This window comes from Alteromonas sp. HB246098 (assembly GCF_054890645.1).
Map to the genome: position 1 here is coordinate 58,945 of NZ_JBTZUG010000002.1, position 18,820 is coordinate 77,764.

At 44.8% G+C, this 18,820-nt stretch carries 16 protein-coding genes; 7 read left to right on the forward strand and 9 right to left on the reverse strand.

Annotated elements, in window-relative coordinates; translation table 11 throughout:
- Window positions 1-102 precede the first annotated feature (102 nt).
- The gene (secA, locus tag ACYTPF_RS06175; protein ID WP_461851568.1) at window positions 103-2,811 is read left to right on the forward strand and encodes a preprotein translocase subunit SecA; all 2,709 of its coding nucleotides are present in this window, start codon (window positions 103-105) and stop codon (window positions 2,809-2,811) included.
- A complete protein-coding gene (gene mutT, locus ACYTPF_RS06180; protein WP_461851569.1) occupies window positions 2,811-3,191 on the forward strand; it encodes an 8-oxo-dGTP diphosphatase MutT in 381 nt (126 codons plus the stop codon). Before secA ends, mutT begins: the two co-directional genes overlap by 1 nt.
- 166 nt (window positions 3,192-3,357) lie before the next feature.
- Here mutT and ACYTPF_RS06185 read toward each other — a convergent pair whose 3' ends face one another.
- The 9 genes from ACYTPF_RS06185 to ACYTPF_RS06225 all read right to left on the reverse strand — a co-directional run bounded on the left by ACYTPF_RS06185 (window position 3,358) and on the right by ACYTPF_RS06225 (window position 10,964).
- The gene (locus tag ACYTPF_RS06185) at window positions 3,358-4,230 is read right to left on the reverse strand and encodes an aspartoacylase (RefSeq protein WP_461851570.1); all 873 of its coding nucleotides are present in this window, start codon (window positions 4,228-4,230) and stop codon (window positions 3,358-3,360) included.
- A gap of 40 nt (window positions 4,231-4,270) precedes the next feature.
- Window positions 4,271-4,498, reverse strand: a complete 228-nt coding sequence (yacG, locus tag ACYTPF_RS06190; protein ID WP_014950407.1) for a DNA gyrase inhibitor YacG — start codon at window positions 4,496-4,498, stop codon at window positions 4,271-4,273.
- A gap of 101 nt (window positions 4,499-4,599) precedes the next feature.
- Entirely contained in the window at window positions 4,600-5,352 is a 753-nt protein-coding gene (gene zapD / locus ACYTPF_RS06195; RefSeq protein WP_269916839.1) for a cell division protein ZapD, read from the reverse strand.
- A 343-nt stretch (window positions 5,353-5,695) separates the two neighbouring features.
- Window positions 5,696-6,307, reverse strand: a complete 612-nt coding sequence (gene coaE, locus ACYTPF_RS06200) for a dephospho-CoA kinase (protein ID WP_461851571.1) — start codon at window positions 6,305-6,307, stop codon at window positions 5,696-5,698.
- Window positions 6,308-6,378: 71 nt separating this feature from the next.
- Window positions 6,379-7,296: a prepilin peptidase gene (locus tag ACYTPF_RS06205; protein ID WP_461851572.1), complete on the reverse strand. Its 918-nt coding sequence runs from the start codon at window positions 7,294-7,296 to the stop codon at window positions 6,379-6,381.
- Window positions 7,297-7,449: 153 nt separating this feature from the next.
- On the reverse strand, window positions 7,450-8,658 hold the full coding sequence (locus ACYTPF_RS06210) for a type II secretion system F family protein (protein WP_461851573.1): 1,209 nt from the start codon (window positions 8,656-8,658) through the stop codon (window positions 7,450-7,452).
- Window positions 8,659-8,733: 75 nt separating this feature from the next.
- The gene (locus ACYTPF_RS06215; protein WP_461851574.1) at window positions 8,734-9,159 is read right to left on the reverse strand and encodes a pilin; all 426 of its coding nucleotides are present in this window, start codon (window positions 9,157-9,159) and stop codon (window positions 8,734-8,736) included.
- 399 nt (window positions 9,160-9,558) lie between these two features.
- A complete protein-coding gene (gene nadC, locus ACYTPF_RS06220; protein WP_461851575.1) occupies window positions 9,559-10,413 on the reverse strand; it encodes a carboxylating nicotinate-nucleotide diphosphorylase in 855 nt (284 codons plus the stop codon).
- 32 nt (window positions 10,414-10,445) lie between these two features.
- A complete protein-coding gene (locus ACYTPF_RS06225; protein ID WP_269916845.1) occupies window positions 10,446-10,964 on the reverse strand; it encodes a retropepsin-like aspartic protease family protein in 519 nt (172 codons plus the stop codon).
- 199 nt (window positions 10,965-11,163) lie between these two features.
- Here ACYTPF_RS06225 and ampD point away from each other — a divergent pair, with 199 nt between their 5' ends.
- The 5 genes from ampD to aceF all read left to right on the forward strand — a co-directional run bounded on the left by ampD (window position 11,164) and on the right by aceF (window position 18,693).
- Window positions 11,164-11,700, forward strand: a complete 537-nt coding sequence (gene ampD, locus ACYTPF_RS06230; protein WP_461851576.1) for a 1,6-anhydro-N-acetylmuramyl-L-alanine amidase AmpD — start codon at window positions 11,164-11,166, stop codon at window positions 11,698-11,700.
- Between the two features lie 45 nt (window positions 11,701-11,745).
- Window positions 11,746-12,651: a beta-lactamase regulator AmpE gene (gene ampE, locus ACYTPF_RS06235; protein ID WP_461851577.1), complete on the forward strand. Its 906-nt coding sequence runs from the start codon at window positions 11,746-11,748 to the stop codon at window positions 12,649-12,651.
- A 350-nt stretch (window positions 12,652-13,001) separates the two neighbouring features.
- On the forward strand, window positions 13,002-13,748 hold the full coding sequence (gene pdhR, locus ACYTPF_RS06240; protein ID WP_020744112.1) for a pyruvate dehydrogenase complex transcriptional repressor PdhR: 747 nt from the start codon (window positions 13,002-13,004) through the stop codon (window positions 13,746-13,748).
- Window positions 13,749-13,956: 208 nt separating this feature from the next.
- Window positions 13,957-16,632 carry a pyruvate dehydrogenase (acetyl-transferring), homodimeric type gene (gene aceE, locus ACYTPF_RS06245; RefSeq protein ID WP_179984242.1) on the forward strand — a complete coding sequence of 892 codons (2,676 nt, stop codon included), beginning with the start codon at window positions 13,957-13,959 and terminating at the stop codon, window positions 16,630-16,632.
- 21 nt (window positions 16,633-16,653) lie between these two features.
- Entirely contained in the window at window positions 16,654-18,693 is a 2,040-nt protein-coding gene (aceF, locus tag ACYTPF_RS06250) for a pyruvate dehydrogenase complex dihydrolipoyllysine-residue acetyltransferase (RefSeq protein ID WP_461851578.1), read from the forward strand.
- Window positions 18,694-18,820 lie beyond the last annotated feature (127 nt).

Here is an 18,820-nt window from a genome sequence, read left to right on the forward strand (position 1 = left end):
AGAACATCGCAAAACACAACGCATTTAATATTGTGTTTTATACGTTTAATTTAGCTGTGCACGATGTGCGGCGCCTCGACAAGTAGTGGAATATAAAAGCTAATGTTTTCAAGCATCCTTCGAAAAGTATTCGGTAGTAGAAACGACCGATTATTAAAAAAATTACGCAAAAACGTAGATGCCATTAATGCACTGGAAGCAGAATTTGAAAAGCTTTCCGATGAGGCGCTAAAGGCAAAAACTGACGAATTTAAGGCCCGTATCGAAAAAGGTGAAAGCCTAGATAGTATCCTTATTGAAGCCTTCGCAACGGTGCGTGAAGCCAGTAAACGGGTATACGGAATGCGTCATTTCGACGTGCAAATGCTAGGTGGACAAGTACTTCATGAAGGCAAAATTTCGGAAATGCGTACCGGTGAAGGTAAAACCCTTACGGCTACTTTGCCAACTTACCTTAATGCCCTATCTGGCAAAGGTGTTCACGTTGTTACCGTGAATGACTACCTAGCACGTCGTGATGCTGAGTGGAGTAATCAGTTATTCATGTTTTTAGGTATGCGTGTAGGTTGCAACGTACCGGGTATGTCACCTGAGCAAAAGCGCGATGCTTACCAAGCAGATGTTACCTATGGAACCAACAACGAGTTTGGTTTTGATTACTTGCGCGACAATATGGCGTTCAGCCCTCAGGATCGCGTTCAGCGCCCGCTTAACTATGCAGTAGTGGATGAAGTTGACTCCATCCTTATCGACGAAGCCCGTACGCCACTTATTATCTCTGGCCAGGCTGAAGATAGCTCAGAATTATATCGCCGTATCAACGTCATTATTCCTAAGCTTGTTCAGCAAGAAAAAGAAGATGAAGAAGGCCAAGAAGGCGATGGTGATTACACTATCGACCTTAAAGCAAAACAAATACATCTTACCGAGCGCGGTCAATTACACGTTGAAGAGATACTTCATGAAGAAGGCTTATTGCCTGAAGGTGAGTCGCTGTTCGCTGCTGGTAATATCTCATTGCTGCACCATATCAATGCGGCACTTCGCGCGCACAAGCTGTTCGCGAAAGACGTAGACTACATTGTTAAAGACGACCAAATAGTCATTGTTGACGAGCACACGGGTCGTACTATGGAAGGCCGTCGCTGGTCTGAAGGTTTGCATCAAGCCGTAGAAGCGAAAGAAGGGGTTCGTATTCAAAACGAAAACCAAACCCTTGCGTCAATTACCTTCCAGAATTACTTCCGTTTGTATAACAAGCTTGCGGGTATGACAGGTACTGCCGATACTGAAGCCTTTGAATTTAATCATATTTACGGCTTAGAGACGGTAGTTATTCCAACCAACCGCCCTATGCAGCGTAAAGACATGGCTGACCTTATCTACCTAACGGCAGAAGAAAAATACGAAGCCATTGTTGAAGACATTAAAGAGTGCGTTAAACGCGGTCAGCCTACCCTTGTAGGTACGGTTTCTATCGAGAACTCAGAGCTGATTTCTCGCATTCTTAAGAAATCGAAAATTCCTCATAAGGTACTAAACGCTAAGTTCCACGAACACGAGGCGGATATCGTTGCACAGGCTGGTAAGCCCGGTGCTGTAACTATTGCGACCAATATGGCAGGTCGTGGTACCGATATTGTGTTAGGTGGTAACTGGCAAGCGGAAGTTGAGAAAATTGAAAATCCAACTGAAGCGCAAATCGAAAAGATTAAAGCTGAATGGAAGAAGAGCCATGATGCGGTGCTTGAATCTGGTGGTCTACACATTATCGGTACAGAGCGTCACGAATCTCGCCGTATTGATAACCAGCTTCGCGGTCGTTCGGGACGTCAGGGTGACCCAGGTTCAAGCCGTTTTTACCTTTCATTAGACGACGCACTTATGCGTATCTTTGCCTCTGAAAAAATGGGCAACATGATGAAGCGTTTAGGTATGGAGCGTGGTGAAGCCATTGAGCATCCGTGGGTAACTCGCGCCATCGAGAATGCACAGCGCAAAGTAGAAGGTCGTAACTTCGACATTCGTAAGCAGTTGCTTGAATACGATGATGTTGCCAACGATCAGCGTAAAGTTATTTACGAGCAGCGTAATGAACTTCTTGATGAAGGTGATATTAGCGAGACTATCGCAGCTATTCGTGAAGATGTTATCTCAAGTGTTGTCGATGAATACATTCCACCTCAATCTCTTGAAGAAATGTGGGATGTAAGCGGCCTTGAAGAGCGTATGCGTGCCGACTTTGCCGTAGATTTACCAATTAAGACTTGGCTTGAAAATGACGACAAGCTTTACGAAGAGAAGCTTCGAGAGCGCATTTTAGGTGAAGTAGTAAGCGCCTATAAGCAAAAAGAAGAAGTGGTGGGTGAACAAGTACTACGCCAGTTTGAAAAAGCGGTAATGCTTCAAAACCTAGACAGCCACTGGAAAGAGCATTTGGCAGCAATGGATCACCTACGCCAAGGTATTCACCTACGTGGCTATGCGCAGAAGAACCCGAAGCAAGAATACAAGCGTGAGTCGTTTGCCTTGTTCTCTCAAATGTTAGAAGCGCTTAAAGTTGAAGTGATCACTATTCTTGCGCGTGTAAAAGTACAAGCTGAAGAAGACGTGCAAAAAGTAGAAGAGCAACGTCGTCAAGCTGACGATGTGCCTAAGAACTTTGAGCACGAAGAAGCGAACGCAACGCCAGAAGAAGCAAGTGACAAAGTACGTACGCAAGTGCGCGAAGGCGCGAAAGTAGGCCGTAACGACCCATGCCCTTGTGGTTCTGGTAAAAAGTATAAGCAGTGTCACGGTAAGCTTAAGTAATGAAAGTAGTACATGTTGCTGTGGGCGTTATCGCCCGCGGCGATGAAATTTTCATTACTCTTCGTCCAGATAACGTTCACCAAGGTGGGAAATGGGAGTTTCCTGGCGGCAAAGTGGAAGAGGGTGAGACCGTGCTTCAGGCGTTAAGGCGAGAGCTTGCTGAAGAAGTAGGTATTAGCGTAAACCGCAGCGAGCCTGTGATTGTGATCACCCATGATTATGGCGACAAGCAAGTTAAACTAGACGTTCATCGCGTGTGTGATTTTACCGGTGAGCCCCATGGCAAAGAAGGCCAACAGTCGCGGTGGGTCAATGTGCAGGCGCTTAACGCAGCAGACTTCCCAGAAGCGAACGTTCCTATAATCAACGCATTACAGTAATAAAAAATGGCCACATCAAGATGTGGCCATTTTTTATAAGCGTGTTAAATCTAACACGCTAATTCGATAGCAGGCACGAATACCGTTTACTTAAGCTGCAGTGCATTTGAATAGCATTCAAATAGCATATTTAAGTCGTTTTAGCTCCCCGCCTGCAAACGCTAAATTAAAGCTCTATACGCTCGGCAGTGGCAAATGCAACATCTAGCTTGAAATACGCCGCTTCGTTAATGAAATGAGGGTAGGTTTCTTTCTCGCCATCCCATAGAATATCTTTGCCATCAAAAGTTCTAAACATGGGAGAGCCTGGTAACAAGGGCTTAAAGTCATTGTCTTGTAATGAATGATGAACCATAGCGGTACGCTTGCCATTTTCGTCTAAAGGAAAACTCACGTTTTCTCCCAAACGAAATGCTTCGCACTTTGGTAATGCTTCTGTTTTTATTTCTTGATTATTATAGGCGACACAAAAATCTAAAATGGCTTCGGCCATGGTTTGTGTTAAAAGGTACACATCTTCTCGCAACACGCCTTGAGGCTGACCACCCACCTCTATCATTACGCCTTTCTTACCCGTAGTGCACAGATAGCCGTGCTCTAAATAAGGCTTCTCATCCTCCACTAGAATATTCGCTTCAGGCATCTGTTGCTTGACGAACCGTGCTAGCTGAACGTGAAACTCATCTGCTTCTAAAATAATTAGCGTAGCGCCCATCTCGCTGGTGGTGTTATGAATATCAATAACAAGGTCGCTGTTTGAATTACCTTTCGGACCGAATTTTTCATTTAACGATTTAGCAAGCACGGCTTCTTTAGCGGTGTTGTCATTAGATAAGCGCTCAAAGGTAAACTGCCGATTTAAGTCTTCTTCTACAAACCGCACGTTAGCGCCTAGAGCAGCTTCGTTAGCTATGTTCAATGAAACGTTTAGCTCATCAAATCGCGAAGGTAGCCCAAACTGTTGCCAGTTTTTAATAAGCTGAATACCACTGGTTTCATTGCCATGAGTACCACCAACAAGCGCGATAGAGTTAAACATTATTATTCCTTTTTACTAGTGTGAAAATGCGGCTACAAAATTAGTGTTTAAAAAAGTCATCAGACTGCTGCGCCAACATCGCCTCGATTTCTTCTACATCTATATGTTTTGGCGTGGCATCCTCTGCAGGCTTGCCGGCAATTTTTCTGTCTTCTGCAGCCCATTCACCCAAATCGATAAGTTGACATTTTTTGCTACAAAAAGGACGATATTCGCTGGTTGGCGCCCAAACAACCTGTTTGGCGCAGATAGGACATTTCACTTCCATAATAGACTCCAGTGAAATACGTCTTGGCGGCACAATCTATGAACTATGAACTACGAACAAAGAGAGTACCCAAGACGAAAAATATTGAATAAAGGCGGAGTTTAGCAGGCCGCTAAACGAAACTGAATACTGTTTTCCACCGCGCCAGCTTGGCCTTCTTGCGGCGAAAACAACATAAAACGCAGGGCGTAACGGTATTTATTGCCACTTAAGGTTGGGTAGTAGCCTTCATCTACGCTGCACTTTACGCGAATAAGTTCGTTTTTATCTTCCGCTGCGCCTTGGTAAAAGCCATTCTCTGCCACCGCATTTACAAACTGACCTCGTTCGCGGATAAACGATAGGCTAACCGCAATTGCATCGTCAAGAAGCCCTAAAGTCTCTAACCATTGTGCAATCTCAATTTGACGCTGTTCAAGCGGCTGCTGTAACCAAAAGTGCAAATTAGGAAGGTCAAAGCTACATGCGCCGCCGGGTATGGCAAAGCGCTGTCTAATGGCGCTAAGCAGTTTATCGTCTTTTAGCGCGCTACCAAAACGGCGATCTGTCTTTAGCTTTTGCTTTAAAGTAAGTACTGTTTTCAACGCTTGCTCTAACGCCGTACTGTCTATTTTGGGGTGTTTTGACCAATAGACTAAATTCTTCTCGTGAGCTTCAAGATCTTTGGTTAAATCTGAACGAAGATCGAGCCTTTCTATTAGGTCGAGCAGTTCGAAAAGTTGTTCAAAAAACACAAGCTGAAGGTGCGTGTGTTCTGATTTGGCGGTTATTTTAAGTTGACCAAGCAGCTGCTCAACACGTAAATAGTTACGTACTTTTTCCTTTAGTGGAAACTCGAATACAGCGCTACCCATGGAACCCCTTAAAACACATAGACTTAGAGAAACTGCACTACGACCTTGTAGTGCGGCGAATAACAGCAAGCCTAAAGCATCAAGGCTTTGAAGCCAAGTCTACTTGTTCGACAAATGCTTACTTTGACGTTGATTGTTCAAAAAAGTTTCAAAAAGTAATTATGTTAACCGGGAAGGCCCGTTATAAGAAAAAATGGTAGGGCCTCAAATGAAAACAGAAGAACGAAACAAAACAGCTAATCACAAGAGTTAGGTAGAAGTGAGAAGCAGAAAAGCCAGACAGCAACGGTAGATATGAAAAGTAGAGGTGGAAGCGGTTTGCTATTGTGCAAACCACTTACATTTACACTAAAGCAAGGCTTAGTAGTTTTTGGTGTAAAGTTGATATTTGACTAGCAAGCGCTTCCAAGGTCGTGCTGTTATCCAGTACGTCGTTTGCCGCATCAACACGTTCTTTACGTGTAGCCTGCGAAGCCATGATACTTTTTATAGTTTGCTCAGTACTGCCGTCCCGTTTTAACGCTCGTTCAAGCTGCATTGCTTCTGGACAATCTACCACCACAACATGGTTGCACATCTCAGTTAGTTTGTTTTCAACAAGTAAGGGCACAGATAAAATACAATAGGGTGATGTCGACTCGCTGATTAGCAGTTGCATTCGAGAGCGAATAAGGGGGTGCAGCAAGCCGTTTAACCAATGTTTTTCTTCTGCATCGGCGAATACTCTTTCGCGAAGGGCGGCGCGATTAAGGCTGCCATCTTCTAGCAAAATCGTTTCGCCAAAATGCTCGGCAATATGCCGTAAGCCTTCTGAACCTACTTCAACTACGACACGCGCAACTTCGTCAGCATCAACAATATCAATGCCGAGTTTTTCAAAAATAGCAGTAGCAGCCGATTTACCGCTGCCTATACCGCCGGTCAGGCCCACTACGAACGCGTTTTGTTTATCCATAATCATTAAGCCTTGAAGTTAGAGCGTTACTTGAAATTAAAGTGTTACTTGAGGTTAAGTAACACTTGGGTTTATAGCACTGCATTAAGATAGGCAGTAATGATTTCTTCTTTGTAAAGTAGGGTTAGCCAGCCTGCCACGGCCAAATAGGGGCCAAAAGGAATTGCTAACGATTTGCCTTTATTCTGAATGACCATAATGAGTATGCCTACAATGGCACCCACAAATGAAGACAACAAGATGATAACAGGCAAGCCTTGCCAGCCAGTAAATGCCCCAAGTGCAGCGAGCAGTTTAAAATCGCCATAGCCCATGCCTTCCTTACCTGTAACTAATTTAAATAGCCAGTAAACAGACCATAAGCTTAAATAGCCGGCTGCAGCACCGATAATGGCATCGGTAGTGCCAACAAATATGTTTTGTGTACTTAACAGTAAGCCTAGCCAAAGTAGAGGCAGTGTTAGCTGGTCGGGTAGCAACATTTTATCTAAGTCAATAAACAGCAGCGCAACAAGCACATAGGTGAAGATTACCACCCACACTGCCTGGGAAGTCACGCCAAACTGATACGCAGCGAAGGTACAGGCAATGGCAGTGAATAGCTCAACAAGCGGATAGCGTATTGAAATACCTACTTTGCATTTGCCACATTTGCCTTTGAGAAATAGATAGCTGATAACCGGGATATTTTCCCACGCGCGAATTTTGTGACCGCAGCTCGGGCAGGTGCTATCTGGTTTTACTAGGTTAAATGTATCTGTGGTTAGCGGGGGCTTATCATCGGCAGATATAGTGGTGCCGTCATTTTCGCCGCCACTTGCGCCATCACTAAAATAGCTTTCATACTCTTGCTGCCAGCTGCGCTCCATCATAATAGGCAGGCGGTAAATCACTACGTTTAGGAAGCTTCCCACCATTAAGCTTACGAAAAAAACAAGAGAGTAAAATACAGCAGGGTAGAGCTGACTAAGCGTTATTATGGCGTCCATGAAGTGCAGGTCTTTTAGTTATAATAGTGGTTGGAAAAATTCGGGTTTTAAACCTTATTTACAGGCGCCACTAAAAGCGTAGCCCAAGTCGTTAGTGTTTTTAAAGCTAGCAATCGTAAAACTAATAATCACAAAGCTAGCAATACGTGCAAGTTATACCACGTTACCCATTTCGAATATAGGTAAGTACATGGCCACAATCAAGCCTCCGATAACTACGCCTAGTACGGCCATGATCATAGGTTCTAGCAAGCTGGTTAAACCATCTACCATGTCGTCAACTTCTGCTTCGTAAATGGTGGCAATTTTGCTCAGCATTTCGTCAACGGCGCCTGACTCTTCACCAATGGCAATCATTTGCGTCACCATATCAGGGAACACCTGGGTAGCACGCATGGCCACATGCATAGGCATACCTCCTGCCACTTCTTTACGTATATACAAAATGGCATCACGATAAACCGCATTACCGGAGGCTCCCGCGGCAGATTCAAGAGCCCCTATTAGCGGAACACCTGCCGCAAAGGTAGTTGCAAGGGTGCGGGTAAAGCGGGCAATACTGGCTTTTTTAAGTATTTCACCAATAACCGGAATTTTCAAAATGTTACGGTCTACGCTATCGCGCAGTTTTTGGCTCCGTCTGTGTGCACGAACAAACATAAAGCCTGCGGCTGCCACGCCCATGGCAATAAAAATACCGTAGTCTTGTACAAAACGCGAAATAGCGAGTACAAACAGAGTAAACGCTGGGAGTTCAGCGCCAAAGCTGCTAAATATTTCTTCAAACTGAGGTACGACAAAAATAAGAAGGATAGTTGTAACAATAAAAGCAACAACCAAAACCGCGATAGGGTAAAACATCGCTTTTTTGATCTTTGATTTTAGTGCTTCAGCTTTTTCCTTGTATGTCGCAATTCGGTCGTAGATGGTTTCCAGCGCACCAGACTGCTCGCCCGTATACACTAAATCACAATATAAGTCGTCAAAATAAAGGGGGTGTTTTCGCAGTGCTGAAGATAGTGGATTACCCGATTTGACTTCTTCAGTTATTTCACCCAGTAATTTCCGCATTGACGGATTCGCATGGCCTTGTGCAATCATTTCAAGAGATTGGATAAGGGTCACACCTGCAGCCAACATAGTCGCGATTTGACGGGAGATAACAGAAATATCAGCGGGTTTTATTTTTTTTGCGCCACCAAATAACGGCTTGGCTAACTTTTTTACCTTATTCGCAGAAATACCTTGGCGGCGAAGGAGGTTTTTTGCTTCCGATAGCGAGGTGGCAGAAATTTCGCCTTTTCGAGCTTGCCCGTGGCGATCTTTTCCTTGCCAAGTAAATACTATAGCTGCCTTCGCCATATTTTTCTCTCGTGTGTGGTTCTAATATATAGAAAAAAGCCCAGAATTAACTGGGCTTGTTTTATAAAAAACAGATTAGCAAAGTGAGCCAGGAGTACATGTCGAATCCCAAGTCACACGACCGTTTGAAAACGTAGGGTCAAGTACAAATGTCGCAGCATTGCCAGAGTCGTCAGTAATCTTGGAGTTTGTTGACGCCGTTGCAGTAATTTTACCGTTCAACGTGGTAACACCAACGATGTCTGCGCCAGCTGTAACATCTTTAGGCACGCCATTAGTGTCACTAGTGCAACCTGTCACTGTACCAAGTGTCTGCGCGCAAATCTCAACCGCAGTCTTTGCAGCAGCAGTAGCGTTGGTTACTTCAGTAAACTTCGCTTTCTGCGTGTAGTTCTGATAAGCAGGCAACGCGATTGCAGCAAGAATACCGATGATTGCTACAACAATCATTAGTTCGATTAGTGTGAAACCTTTTTGGTTTTTGTTATTCATGTTCATCATGGTTTTTCTCCGGGACGTGTATAACACGTAAAGTTTAAAATCTAATTCAAATTGACGTTTATACCCGAGTCGTCCTTTTCAACGCCCCTGGTACTTGTTACTCAGTATAGAATTTTATTTGTCACTGACAAGTATAGGCAAATATACGTATGTCTAGCTTTTGCAGTATGACATGGATAGCTGCGCTATGGCAGGCGCGATCACTTGTACTTTCGTATAAAAGTTAATGACTTATCTACGTATATCACTCTATACACAGAAAAACATGACGAGAAATAACTGGGGATATTCGTGAGTTCTAGTATCTTTGATCATACTACAACTCACGCTTTTTGCTTAGCGGCTAACTAAGGTGTTGACACCAAGTTAGCTGATTAAAACGCCTTATAAACTGCGCTACTACGACAGAGTAATTCGAAGCGACAAATCAATCGCCTGAACATGTTTGGTTAAGGCGCCAGATGAAATGTAATCTACACCTAGTTGTGCAAGTGATGCCAGTCGTTCATCAGTAATGTTTCCTGATACTTCCAGTTTACATTGGCCTTTATTAAGCGCTACTGCCTGTTGGATCTGTTCGTTAGAAAAATTATCCAGCATGACAATGTCAGCGCCCGCCGAAAGGGCTTGCTCAAGCTCAGCTAGGTTCTCTACCTCTACTTCAACTGGCTTGCCAGGCATCATGGTTTTCGCTCGACTCACAGCTTTTTCGATATTTCCGCAAGAAAAAATGTGGTTTTCTTTAATTAGAAATGCATCGAACAAACCTACGCGATGGTTTTGACCGCCGCCACAACGTACTGCGTATTTCTGCGCGTAGCGCAGACCCGGTAAAGTTTTGCGGGTGTCTAAAATTTTAGTGTTAGAGCCAGCTAGAAATTTGGCATAAAAAGCCGTCACTGTAGCCGTTGAAGAAAGTGTCTGGAGAAAGTTAAGCGCTGTACGTTCGGCGGTTAATATAGCGCGAGCAGAGCCTTCCAAACTCACTAATACCGTGTCAGCTTCAACCTTGTCGCCATCTTTTACATGCCAGGTTAGCGACACTGACTCGTCAATAAGCGCAAATGCTTGATTCGCCCAAGCAATTCCGCAAACTACACAAGGCTCGCGAGTAATAATGGTCGCTTTTGCAGTAACGCTCTCATCTATCAGGTTTGCGGTAATATCGTTTGCAGCATTTAACTCGCCGCCAAGATCTTCTACAAGCGCGTTTGATACTTGCTCTCGGATCGCCTGCATATCTGGTGATGTCATTTTCATCGCTTTTATCTATGCTATTTATATATTCAAAGGGTACGCAATATTAACCATTCTCCGCGCTGAGTAAACTCTAATTGGCGAAGAACACTCATTCCTAGCAGTATATGGTCATCTTGCATACCGGGGTTTAAGTTTGCGTCTACATTACGCACAACAATTTCGCCAATGCGTAATGTGTCAATTGTTGATTCGGCAACCCTCACTACGCCATTGGCAGTGCTGGCTAAACCTTCTCGCCCAGCTTTTAGTTGGAGTTTGTTGGCTAAGTGTGCGGGAACTGCTACATCAGTGGCACCCGTATCAACAAGAAATACCACTTCCTCACCGTTGATATAACCTGTTGTTACATAATGCCCTTGGCGATTTTGCTTAAGGCGTACCTCAGTCTGTGAACCAATACGCTCTGATGTGGGTTCGCTGTTCGGGTTTATTTGTTTTTCAAGTAAGTCAGAGAAGACAAAAACAAGTAAACCGAAACCGCAAATCCATGCAAGGGCAACCATCCATTTACCCGCTGATGTTGTCGGGTCCTGTTGTTCATTCATGTTTTTACCTTATTGATAACTGCCTTACGAATAACAGAGAGGCACTGTTTACCAATCATGCTTTTATAAAGGCTGCCGATTACAGCAGTGGCATAAAATATTGAGTTAGCACCGGCATGTAGCGCTTATAACCCTATACACTTATATCCTTATACAATGTAGGCTATAAAACAGAAAATCAATTACCGAAGCAAATTCTATGGTGCTTTATAACAAAGCGAAGTACACCCAAAGTCCGCATTATGATGACCGCCCTGACGATACCGATGTCAGTCTTTTAGTGATACATAATATTTCACTGCCGCCGTCACAGTTTGGTACGCCAGGTATTCGACAATTGTTTACCGGCAAGCTCAACCCAGACGATCATCCTTTTTATCAAGAGATATCTGGTTTGCGAGTCTCCGCCCATTGTGTGATTTATCGAACGGGTGAAATAGAACAATTTGTTCCCTTTGAACAGAGGGCGTGGCACGCGGGCCTTTCAAGCTTCCAGGGCCGCAGTCGCTGCAACGATTATGCTATTGGTATTGAACTGGAAGGCACCGATACACTGCCTTTTACCGATGCGCAGTATAAAGCGCTTGGCGAGCTCACTGATTTTATTACACGACACTATCCTCGGATCACTTTAGGGCGTATTGTAGGTCATAATGACATTGCGCCGGGGCGTAAAACAGATCCCGGTGTTGCTTTCGATTGGGCAAGATACAGAATGCGCGTGACTGGGTTATAGGACACTACTCGACCTAGGAAGCTGAGAAAAAGGAATGCAATACCTATGATGTTAATGAGTCTGTTGTTAGTTCTTAGTCTTGAACGACTGATAACAAAAACACCGAATTGGCATATTGAAAGATATGCCGCGCAATATCGAGCTTTTCTCCAAAATAAAGGGTTAATCAAGTTCCAAGAAACGGATGAGGAAGGAAAGGATAAGGATAAGAAGGAATCGTCTACTGCGCTTTATTTTTACCTTTTACTTCCCGCACTTGTGCTAGGTGCTATCGAGTACTGGTTGCTTGGCGCATTCCTTACCTTTATTGAGCAAAGTTTAGTGCTGTTCATATGCATTGGCTGCCCAGTCTTAAGAAGCATTTATAAAAACTTCTTGAACGCCGCCGACCGAGGAGACCTTCAGGCTTGTAGTATGTACACCGACCAGCTGGGCCATTGTGCAAGTCAAACTGAAAGCGACGGCAGTGCGGGCACTGAAGGTAAAAGTTTTGGCCAGCACCTTACTTGGCTTAACTACCAGCACTACGCAGCAGTGATGCTATGGTTTATTGCATTTGGCGCCCCAGGCGCACTGTTTTACTGCCTGAGTAGAAGCACCACTGAGGCTCTGTGTGACGCTAATCACCCTTTAAAAGCTGCTGCGGGTAGGTTGATGTTCGCTCTCGACTATATCCCTGTTCGCGTGACCGCCTTTGGCATGTTGATGATGGGGCACTTCTCAAGAGCGTTACCTGAATGGTTAAAACACGCGCTTCAGTTCGATGTTCCTGCCTACGATGTGCTGACGCAAATTTCCTCGAAAGCCGAGGTGCTAACCCCTGACGAACAGCAGTTACAGGCCGAAAATGCAGCGGTTGAACCCCAAGTGCTAGTAAAGTTAGCAAAACGTAATGTTATTTTTCTACTTGTTATAACGGCAGCGCTTACCCTTGTGGGAAGCTTGGCATAATCATTATTTTTAACATTTACTAAAGTATCTTACTTATTGGAGCGTTTGGTCTATTTATTAATTGTATGTAGATCAGGCGCTTTGCTTAACCTAATATCCTATCCGCTTCTCATCAGACCAGTTCGCAAGCGAATACTTTTCTTAACAAATTCAACAATAAAGCTTAACACCCGGCAAATAGCATAGGCTTTGCTATGCTTGAGAGTATTTACCTCGAAATCGATCTGCCTTAAACTAGATAGGTAAAATGGTATTACCAATTGTGTTTGTGTTTAAATTTTCCATGATTATTTTTTACATTCACCGCTCTTATAGCAGCATTGGTAAAAATAAAAGGATACGTTGAGCGCATGCGTCAGCAGCGAAAAAAACTCTCTGATGTAATTACCGAACAACTCGAGTCAATGATACTCGACGGTACGCTATTGGCCGGTCAAAAGTTACCGCCAGAAAGAGAGCTAGCGCTTGAGTTTGATGTGTCACGTCCCTCGTTAAGAGAAGCTATTGGTAATTTGCAAGCGCGCGGTCTGGTAGAGCGTAAGCAAGGCGGCGGTACCTTCGTAAATCGCAACCTGAATTCAGCCATGAAAGATCCGCTGATGGACCTTGTAAGCCAGCGCCCTGAAACTCAATTCGATTTGCTTGAATTTCGTCATGCCCTTGAAGGGATGGCGGCATATTACGCGGCACTTCGTGGTCAACCTGAAGACTATGAAGCATTGAAGCAAGCATTAAATGACGTACCTAAGCCCAAAGCACATGAAAGTAAACGTGCTCAAGCCGAGGCGCTAGGAAAGTTCTACATCATTATGGCAAGAGCATCACATAACATGGTGCTGTTACACGTAATGAGCACCATGCAAAGCATGCTGGTAGACAATATTGAACGGAACTTTGACATGCTGGCTGCGCACCCTGAAGCGGTGGAAGACATCGCTAAGCAGCGTCGTGAAATTGTAGAAGCTATTGCTTCTCGCGACCCTGAAGCTGCCCGCCAGGCATGTAACACGCATTTAGCGTTTATTGAAAAAACGCTATTAACCATTAATCAACGCGATACCCGCGTGCAGCGCGCATTGCGACGATTAGAGATTTAGTTACCTAGTCTTACCCTCGTAATAAGGGCTAGTTAGCTATTCATTCGCAGAGGCCGGTCAGGTTTTTCCTGTGCCACTGCAAAAGCAGGTGAGCCAGATTGGGTCACTGTGAGTACAACGTAATTTAGTTTTCCTTCTTTTAGCGCCTTTAAGATAGAGGCAATGCTAAGGGAGGATTTTCTATATAAGCAAAAAATAGGATGGCACCATGTCTGATATGATGCACCAAGATGTAGATCCTCAAGAAACTAAAGAGTGGATTGATGCGCTTGAGTCGGTTTTAGAAGAGGAAGGCGTAGAACGCGCCCACTATTTACTCGAAAAACTTATTGATAAAGCACGTCGCAGCGGAGCGCATTTACCGTATGACGCTACTACTGCCTACATCAATACTATCCCTGCAGCGCAAGAGCCAAAAATGCCTGGCGACTTGACCATCGAAGCGCGCATCCGTGCCGCTATTCGTTGGAACGCACTAATGATTGTATTGCGTGCATCGAAAAAAGACCTAGAGCTTGGTGGCCACATTGGTAGCTTCGCATCATCGGCTATGCTTTACGATGTAGGCTTCAACCACTTCTTTAAAGCGCCCAATGAAAACCAAGGCGGCGACTTTATTTTCGCTCAGGGCCATATTTCTCCGGGTATCTATGCGCGTTCTTTCATGGAAGGTAACCTAACTGAAGAGCAGTTAAATAACTTCCGTCAAGAGTGTGCTGGCGATGGTCTATCATCTTACCCACACCCTCACTTGATGAAAGACTACTGGCAGTTCCCAACCGTATCTATGGGTCTTGGTCCACTTCAAGCTATCTATACAGCACGCTTCCTTAAGTACCTAACTAACCGTGGTATTAAAGACTGTTCAGGTCAGCGCGTATACTGCTACATGGGTGATGGTGAGTGTGATGAGCCAGAGAGCTTGGGTGCAATTGGTCTTGCTTCTCGTGAAGGCCTAGACAACCTAACGTTCGTTATCAACTGTAACCTACAGCGCCTAGACGGCCCGGTACGTGGTAACGGCAAAATTATCCAAGAACTTGAAGGTACGTTCCGCGGCGCAGGCTGGGAAGTAGTGAAAGTAATCTGGGGTAGTTACTGGGATGAACTACTAGCTCGTGATAAATCTGGCAAGCTGATTCAGCTTATGGGTGAAACAGTAGACGGTGAATACCAGAACTGTAAAGCCAAAGGCGGTAAGTACACTCGTGAGAACTTCTTCAACAAGTACCCTGAAACAGCGGCGCTTGTAGCAAATATGTCTGATGATGACATCTGGCGCTTGAACCGTGGTGGTCACGACCCAGTTAAAGTATTTGCAGCTTATCAAAAAGCCATCGATACCAAAGGTCGCCCAACAGTAATCCTTGCTAAAACGGTTAAAGGTTTCGGTCTAGGTTCTTCAGGTGAAGCGCAAAACGTAGCGCACAACGTGAAGAAAATGGACGTTGAATCAATCAAACAGTTCCGCGACCGTTTCAACATTCCAGTAGCTGATGAGAAAATTGAAGAACTACCATACTTCAAGTTCGACGAAGACAGCGAAGAAATGAAATACCTTCGCGCACGTCGTGAAGCGCTAGGTGGTTACCTGCCTTCTCGCCGCGAACAGGCCGAAGAGCAATTAGAAGTTCCAGAACTAAGCGCATTCGATGCTATTTTAAAAGGTTCTGGCGACCGTCAAGTATCCTCAACCATGACGTTTGTACGTGTACTTAACGCATTGTTGAAAGATAAGAAAATCGGTAAGCGTGTTGTACCAATTATTCCTGATGAAGCCCGTACATTCGGTATGGAAGGCTTGTTCCGTCAGGTAGGTATTTACGCCAACGAAGGTCAGAAATACGTTCCTCAAGATGCAGATCAGGTGGCTTACTATCGTGAAGATAAGAAAGGTCAGGTACTGCAGGAAGGTATTAACGAGCTAGGTGCAATGGCATCGTGGGTAGCGTCAGGTACGTCGTACTCAACGTGTAACGCAACCACTATTCCGTTCTACATTTACTACTCAATGTTTGGTTTCCAACGTGTTGGTGACCTTGCATGGGCAGCGGGTGATAGCCAAGCACGTGGTTTCCTACTGGGTGCAACAGCAGGTAGAACTACGCTTAACGGTGAAGGTCTACAGCACCAAGACGGTCATTCACACGTTCAGGCGAACCTAATTCCTAACTGTATTACTTACGATCCAACGTACGGTTATGAAGTAGCGGTTATTGTTCAAGACGGTTTGCGTCGCATGTACGGTAACAACGAAAATATCTTCTATTACCTAACACTAATGAACGAGAACTATCAGCACCCTGCAATGCCAGAAGGTGATGATGTTGCTGAGCAAATCATTAAAGGTATTTACAAGCTTGAGCGCGTTGAAAACGACAAGTCTAAGCTTAACGTACAGCTAATGGGCTCAGGTACTATCTTAAACGAAGTACGTAAAGCGGCACAGATTCTGTGTGAAGACTACAACGTGTCTTCTGACGTTTACTCTGTGACCTCATTCAACGAGCTAGCCCGTGAAGGTCAAGACGTTGCGCGTTGGAACATGCTAAATCCAGAAGCTGAGCAAAAAGTACCTTACATTGGTCAGGTAATCACGAAGGATGCAGGTCCTGCGATTTCTGCCACTGACTATGTGAAGAACTACTCAGACCAAGTACGCGCGTTCATTGAAACTGAATACCGCTGCCTAGGTACAGACGGTTTCGGTCGAAGTGATAGCCGTGAAAACTTGCGTACTCACTTTGAAGTTAATGCGTCATACATTGTGGTTGCATCACTTTACGAATTGGCTCAGCGCGGCGACGTTGAGAAGAAAGTGGTAGCGGAAGCCATTAAGCGTTTTGATATTAACGCTGAAAAACTTAACCCACTTTACGCGTAAGCCAGATAAGGTATTTTACATATGTCAGATATTCAAAAGATTATCGTACCCGATGTAGGCGGTGACGAAGTTGAAGTTATCGAGCTATGTGTTGCCGTAGGCGACAACATCGAAGCCGATGAAGGCGTTGTTACTGTAGAAAGTGACAAGGCGTCAATGGACATCCCAGCACCATTTGAAGGTGAGATTGTAAGCCTGTCTGTATCAGTAGGCGATAAAATCAAAGAAGGCGATGTGATTGGTGAAATGAAAGTTGCAGGTGGCGATAGTGCCGGTGATAGCGCTGCTGAAGAGTCATCTTCAGACAACGCTTCACAAGAAGAAGCGCCTAAGCAAGAAGAAGCACCAAAAGAAGACAGCAAGTCAGAGGCAGCACCAGCTGCGTCTGGCGGCAGCGAAGTGATTGAAGTCGCAGTACCGGACATCGGTTCTGACGACGAAGTTGACGTTATCGACGTATTGGTTTCAGCGGGCGACACCATCGAAAAAGAAGATGGTCTTATTACCCTTGAAACCGATAAAGCAACGATGGACGTACCTTCAACACACGCAGGTACGGTGAAAGAAGTATTTATCAGCACTGGCGATAAAGTGAAAGAAGGCACAGTTGTTATTAAGCTTGAAGTAGCGGGCTCAGGTTCGTCTTCAAGTGAGTCGGCGTCTAGCGAAGCCTCTTCTGAAGCATCTGCACCGGCTGCGCAGGAAAGCGAAAACCAAGAGTCAGCTCCTGCGGCGTCTGCAAGTAGCGAAACCATTGAAGTAGCCGTGCCTGACATTGGTGAAGACGGTGAAGTTGACGTTATCGATGTGCTTGTATCAGCTGGCGATACCGTTGAAAAAGAAGACGGTCTTATCACGCTAGAAACTGATAAAGCCACCATGGATGTACCTTCAACGCACGCAGGTACCATTAAAGAAGTCTTTATCAAAACAGGCGATAAAGTTAAGCAAGGCACATTAGTTGTTAAGCTAGAAACTAGCGGTGGCTCATCTGAACAGGCACCATCTGCACCTAAAGCGGAAAAGCCTGCTGAAGCGCCTAAGCAAGAAGCACCTAAACAAGCGTCACAGCAAGAAGCCTCTCAAGGCCGTTCTCCTGTGCCGCCAGCGCCAGAAGCTAAGAATACAGGTAAAGCACATGCTTCACCTTCGGTTCGCCGTATTGCTCGTGAGTTCGGTGTAGACCTGACTCAAGTTAGCGGCTCTGGCCCTAAAAACCGTATCTTGAAAGAAGACGTTCAAGCTTACGTGAAAGCTGAGCTTGCGAAACCTCGCACAGCAGCCGCTTCTGGCAGCGCACCAGTAGGCGACAACGTACTGCAAATCGTGCCAGTTAAACCTGTTGATCACAGCAAGTTTGGTGAAATTGAAGAGCAGCCGTTATCTCGTATTCAGAAAATTTCTGGTCCGTTCTTACACCGTAACTGGGCAACTATTCCTCACGTTACGCAGTTCGACGAAGCAGATATCACTGAAGTTGAAGAATTCCGTAAAGAGCAAAACGCTTACCACGCGAAAATTAAGTCTGGTCTTAAGATCACGCCACTAGTATTCGTAATGAAAGCGGTAGCGAAAGCCCTTGAGAAATACGAAGTATTCAACTCATCACTGTCTGATGATGGCGAGAGCTTAATCATTAAGAAATTTATCAACATTGGTATTGCGGTTGAAACACCGGGAGGCCTTGTTGTACCTGTTATTCGTGACGTGAATAAGAAAGGTATTGAGCAGCTGTCTCAAGAGCTTATCGAAACATCTAAGAAAGCCCGTGAAGGCAAGCTGAAAGCGGCTGACATGCAGGGTGGTACGTTCACCATCTCTAGCCTAGGTGGTATTGGTGGTACGGCGTTTACGCCTATTGTAAATGCACCGGAAGTCGCCATATTAGGTGTGTCTAAGTCTGAGATGAAGCCTAAGTGGAATGGTAAAGAGTTTGAGCCGCGCTTAATGGTGCCGCTAAGCCTGTCATACGACCACCGAGTAATCGATGGTGCGGTAGGTGCAAGATTCTCTACTGAGGTTGCTGCAAACCTAACTGACTTGCGCAGAATCATACTTTAAATAAAAGGTCGAAAAATATTACAATATCAGTAACATTTTCGACGATTTTATAAGCCCATTTGATGGCATTTAGGTTATGCTATTACACAAAAGTAATAGCATGACCCTACAAGAACAGGATTGAGGT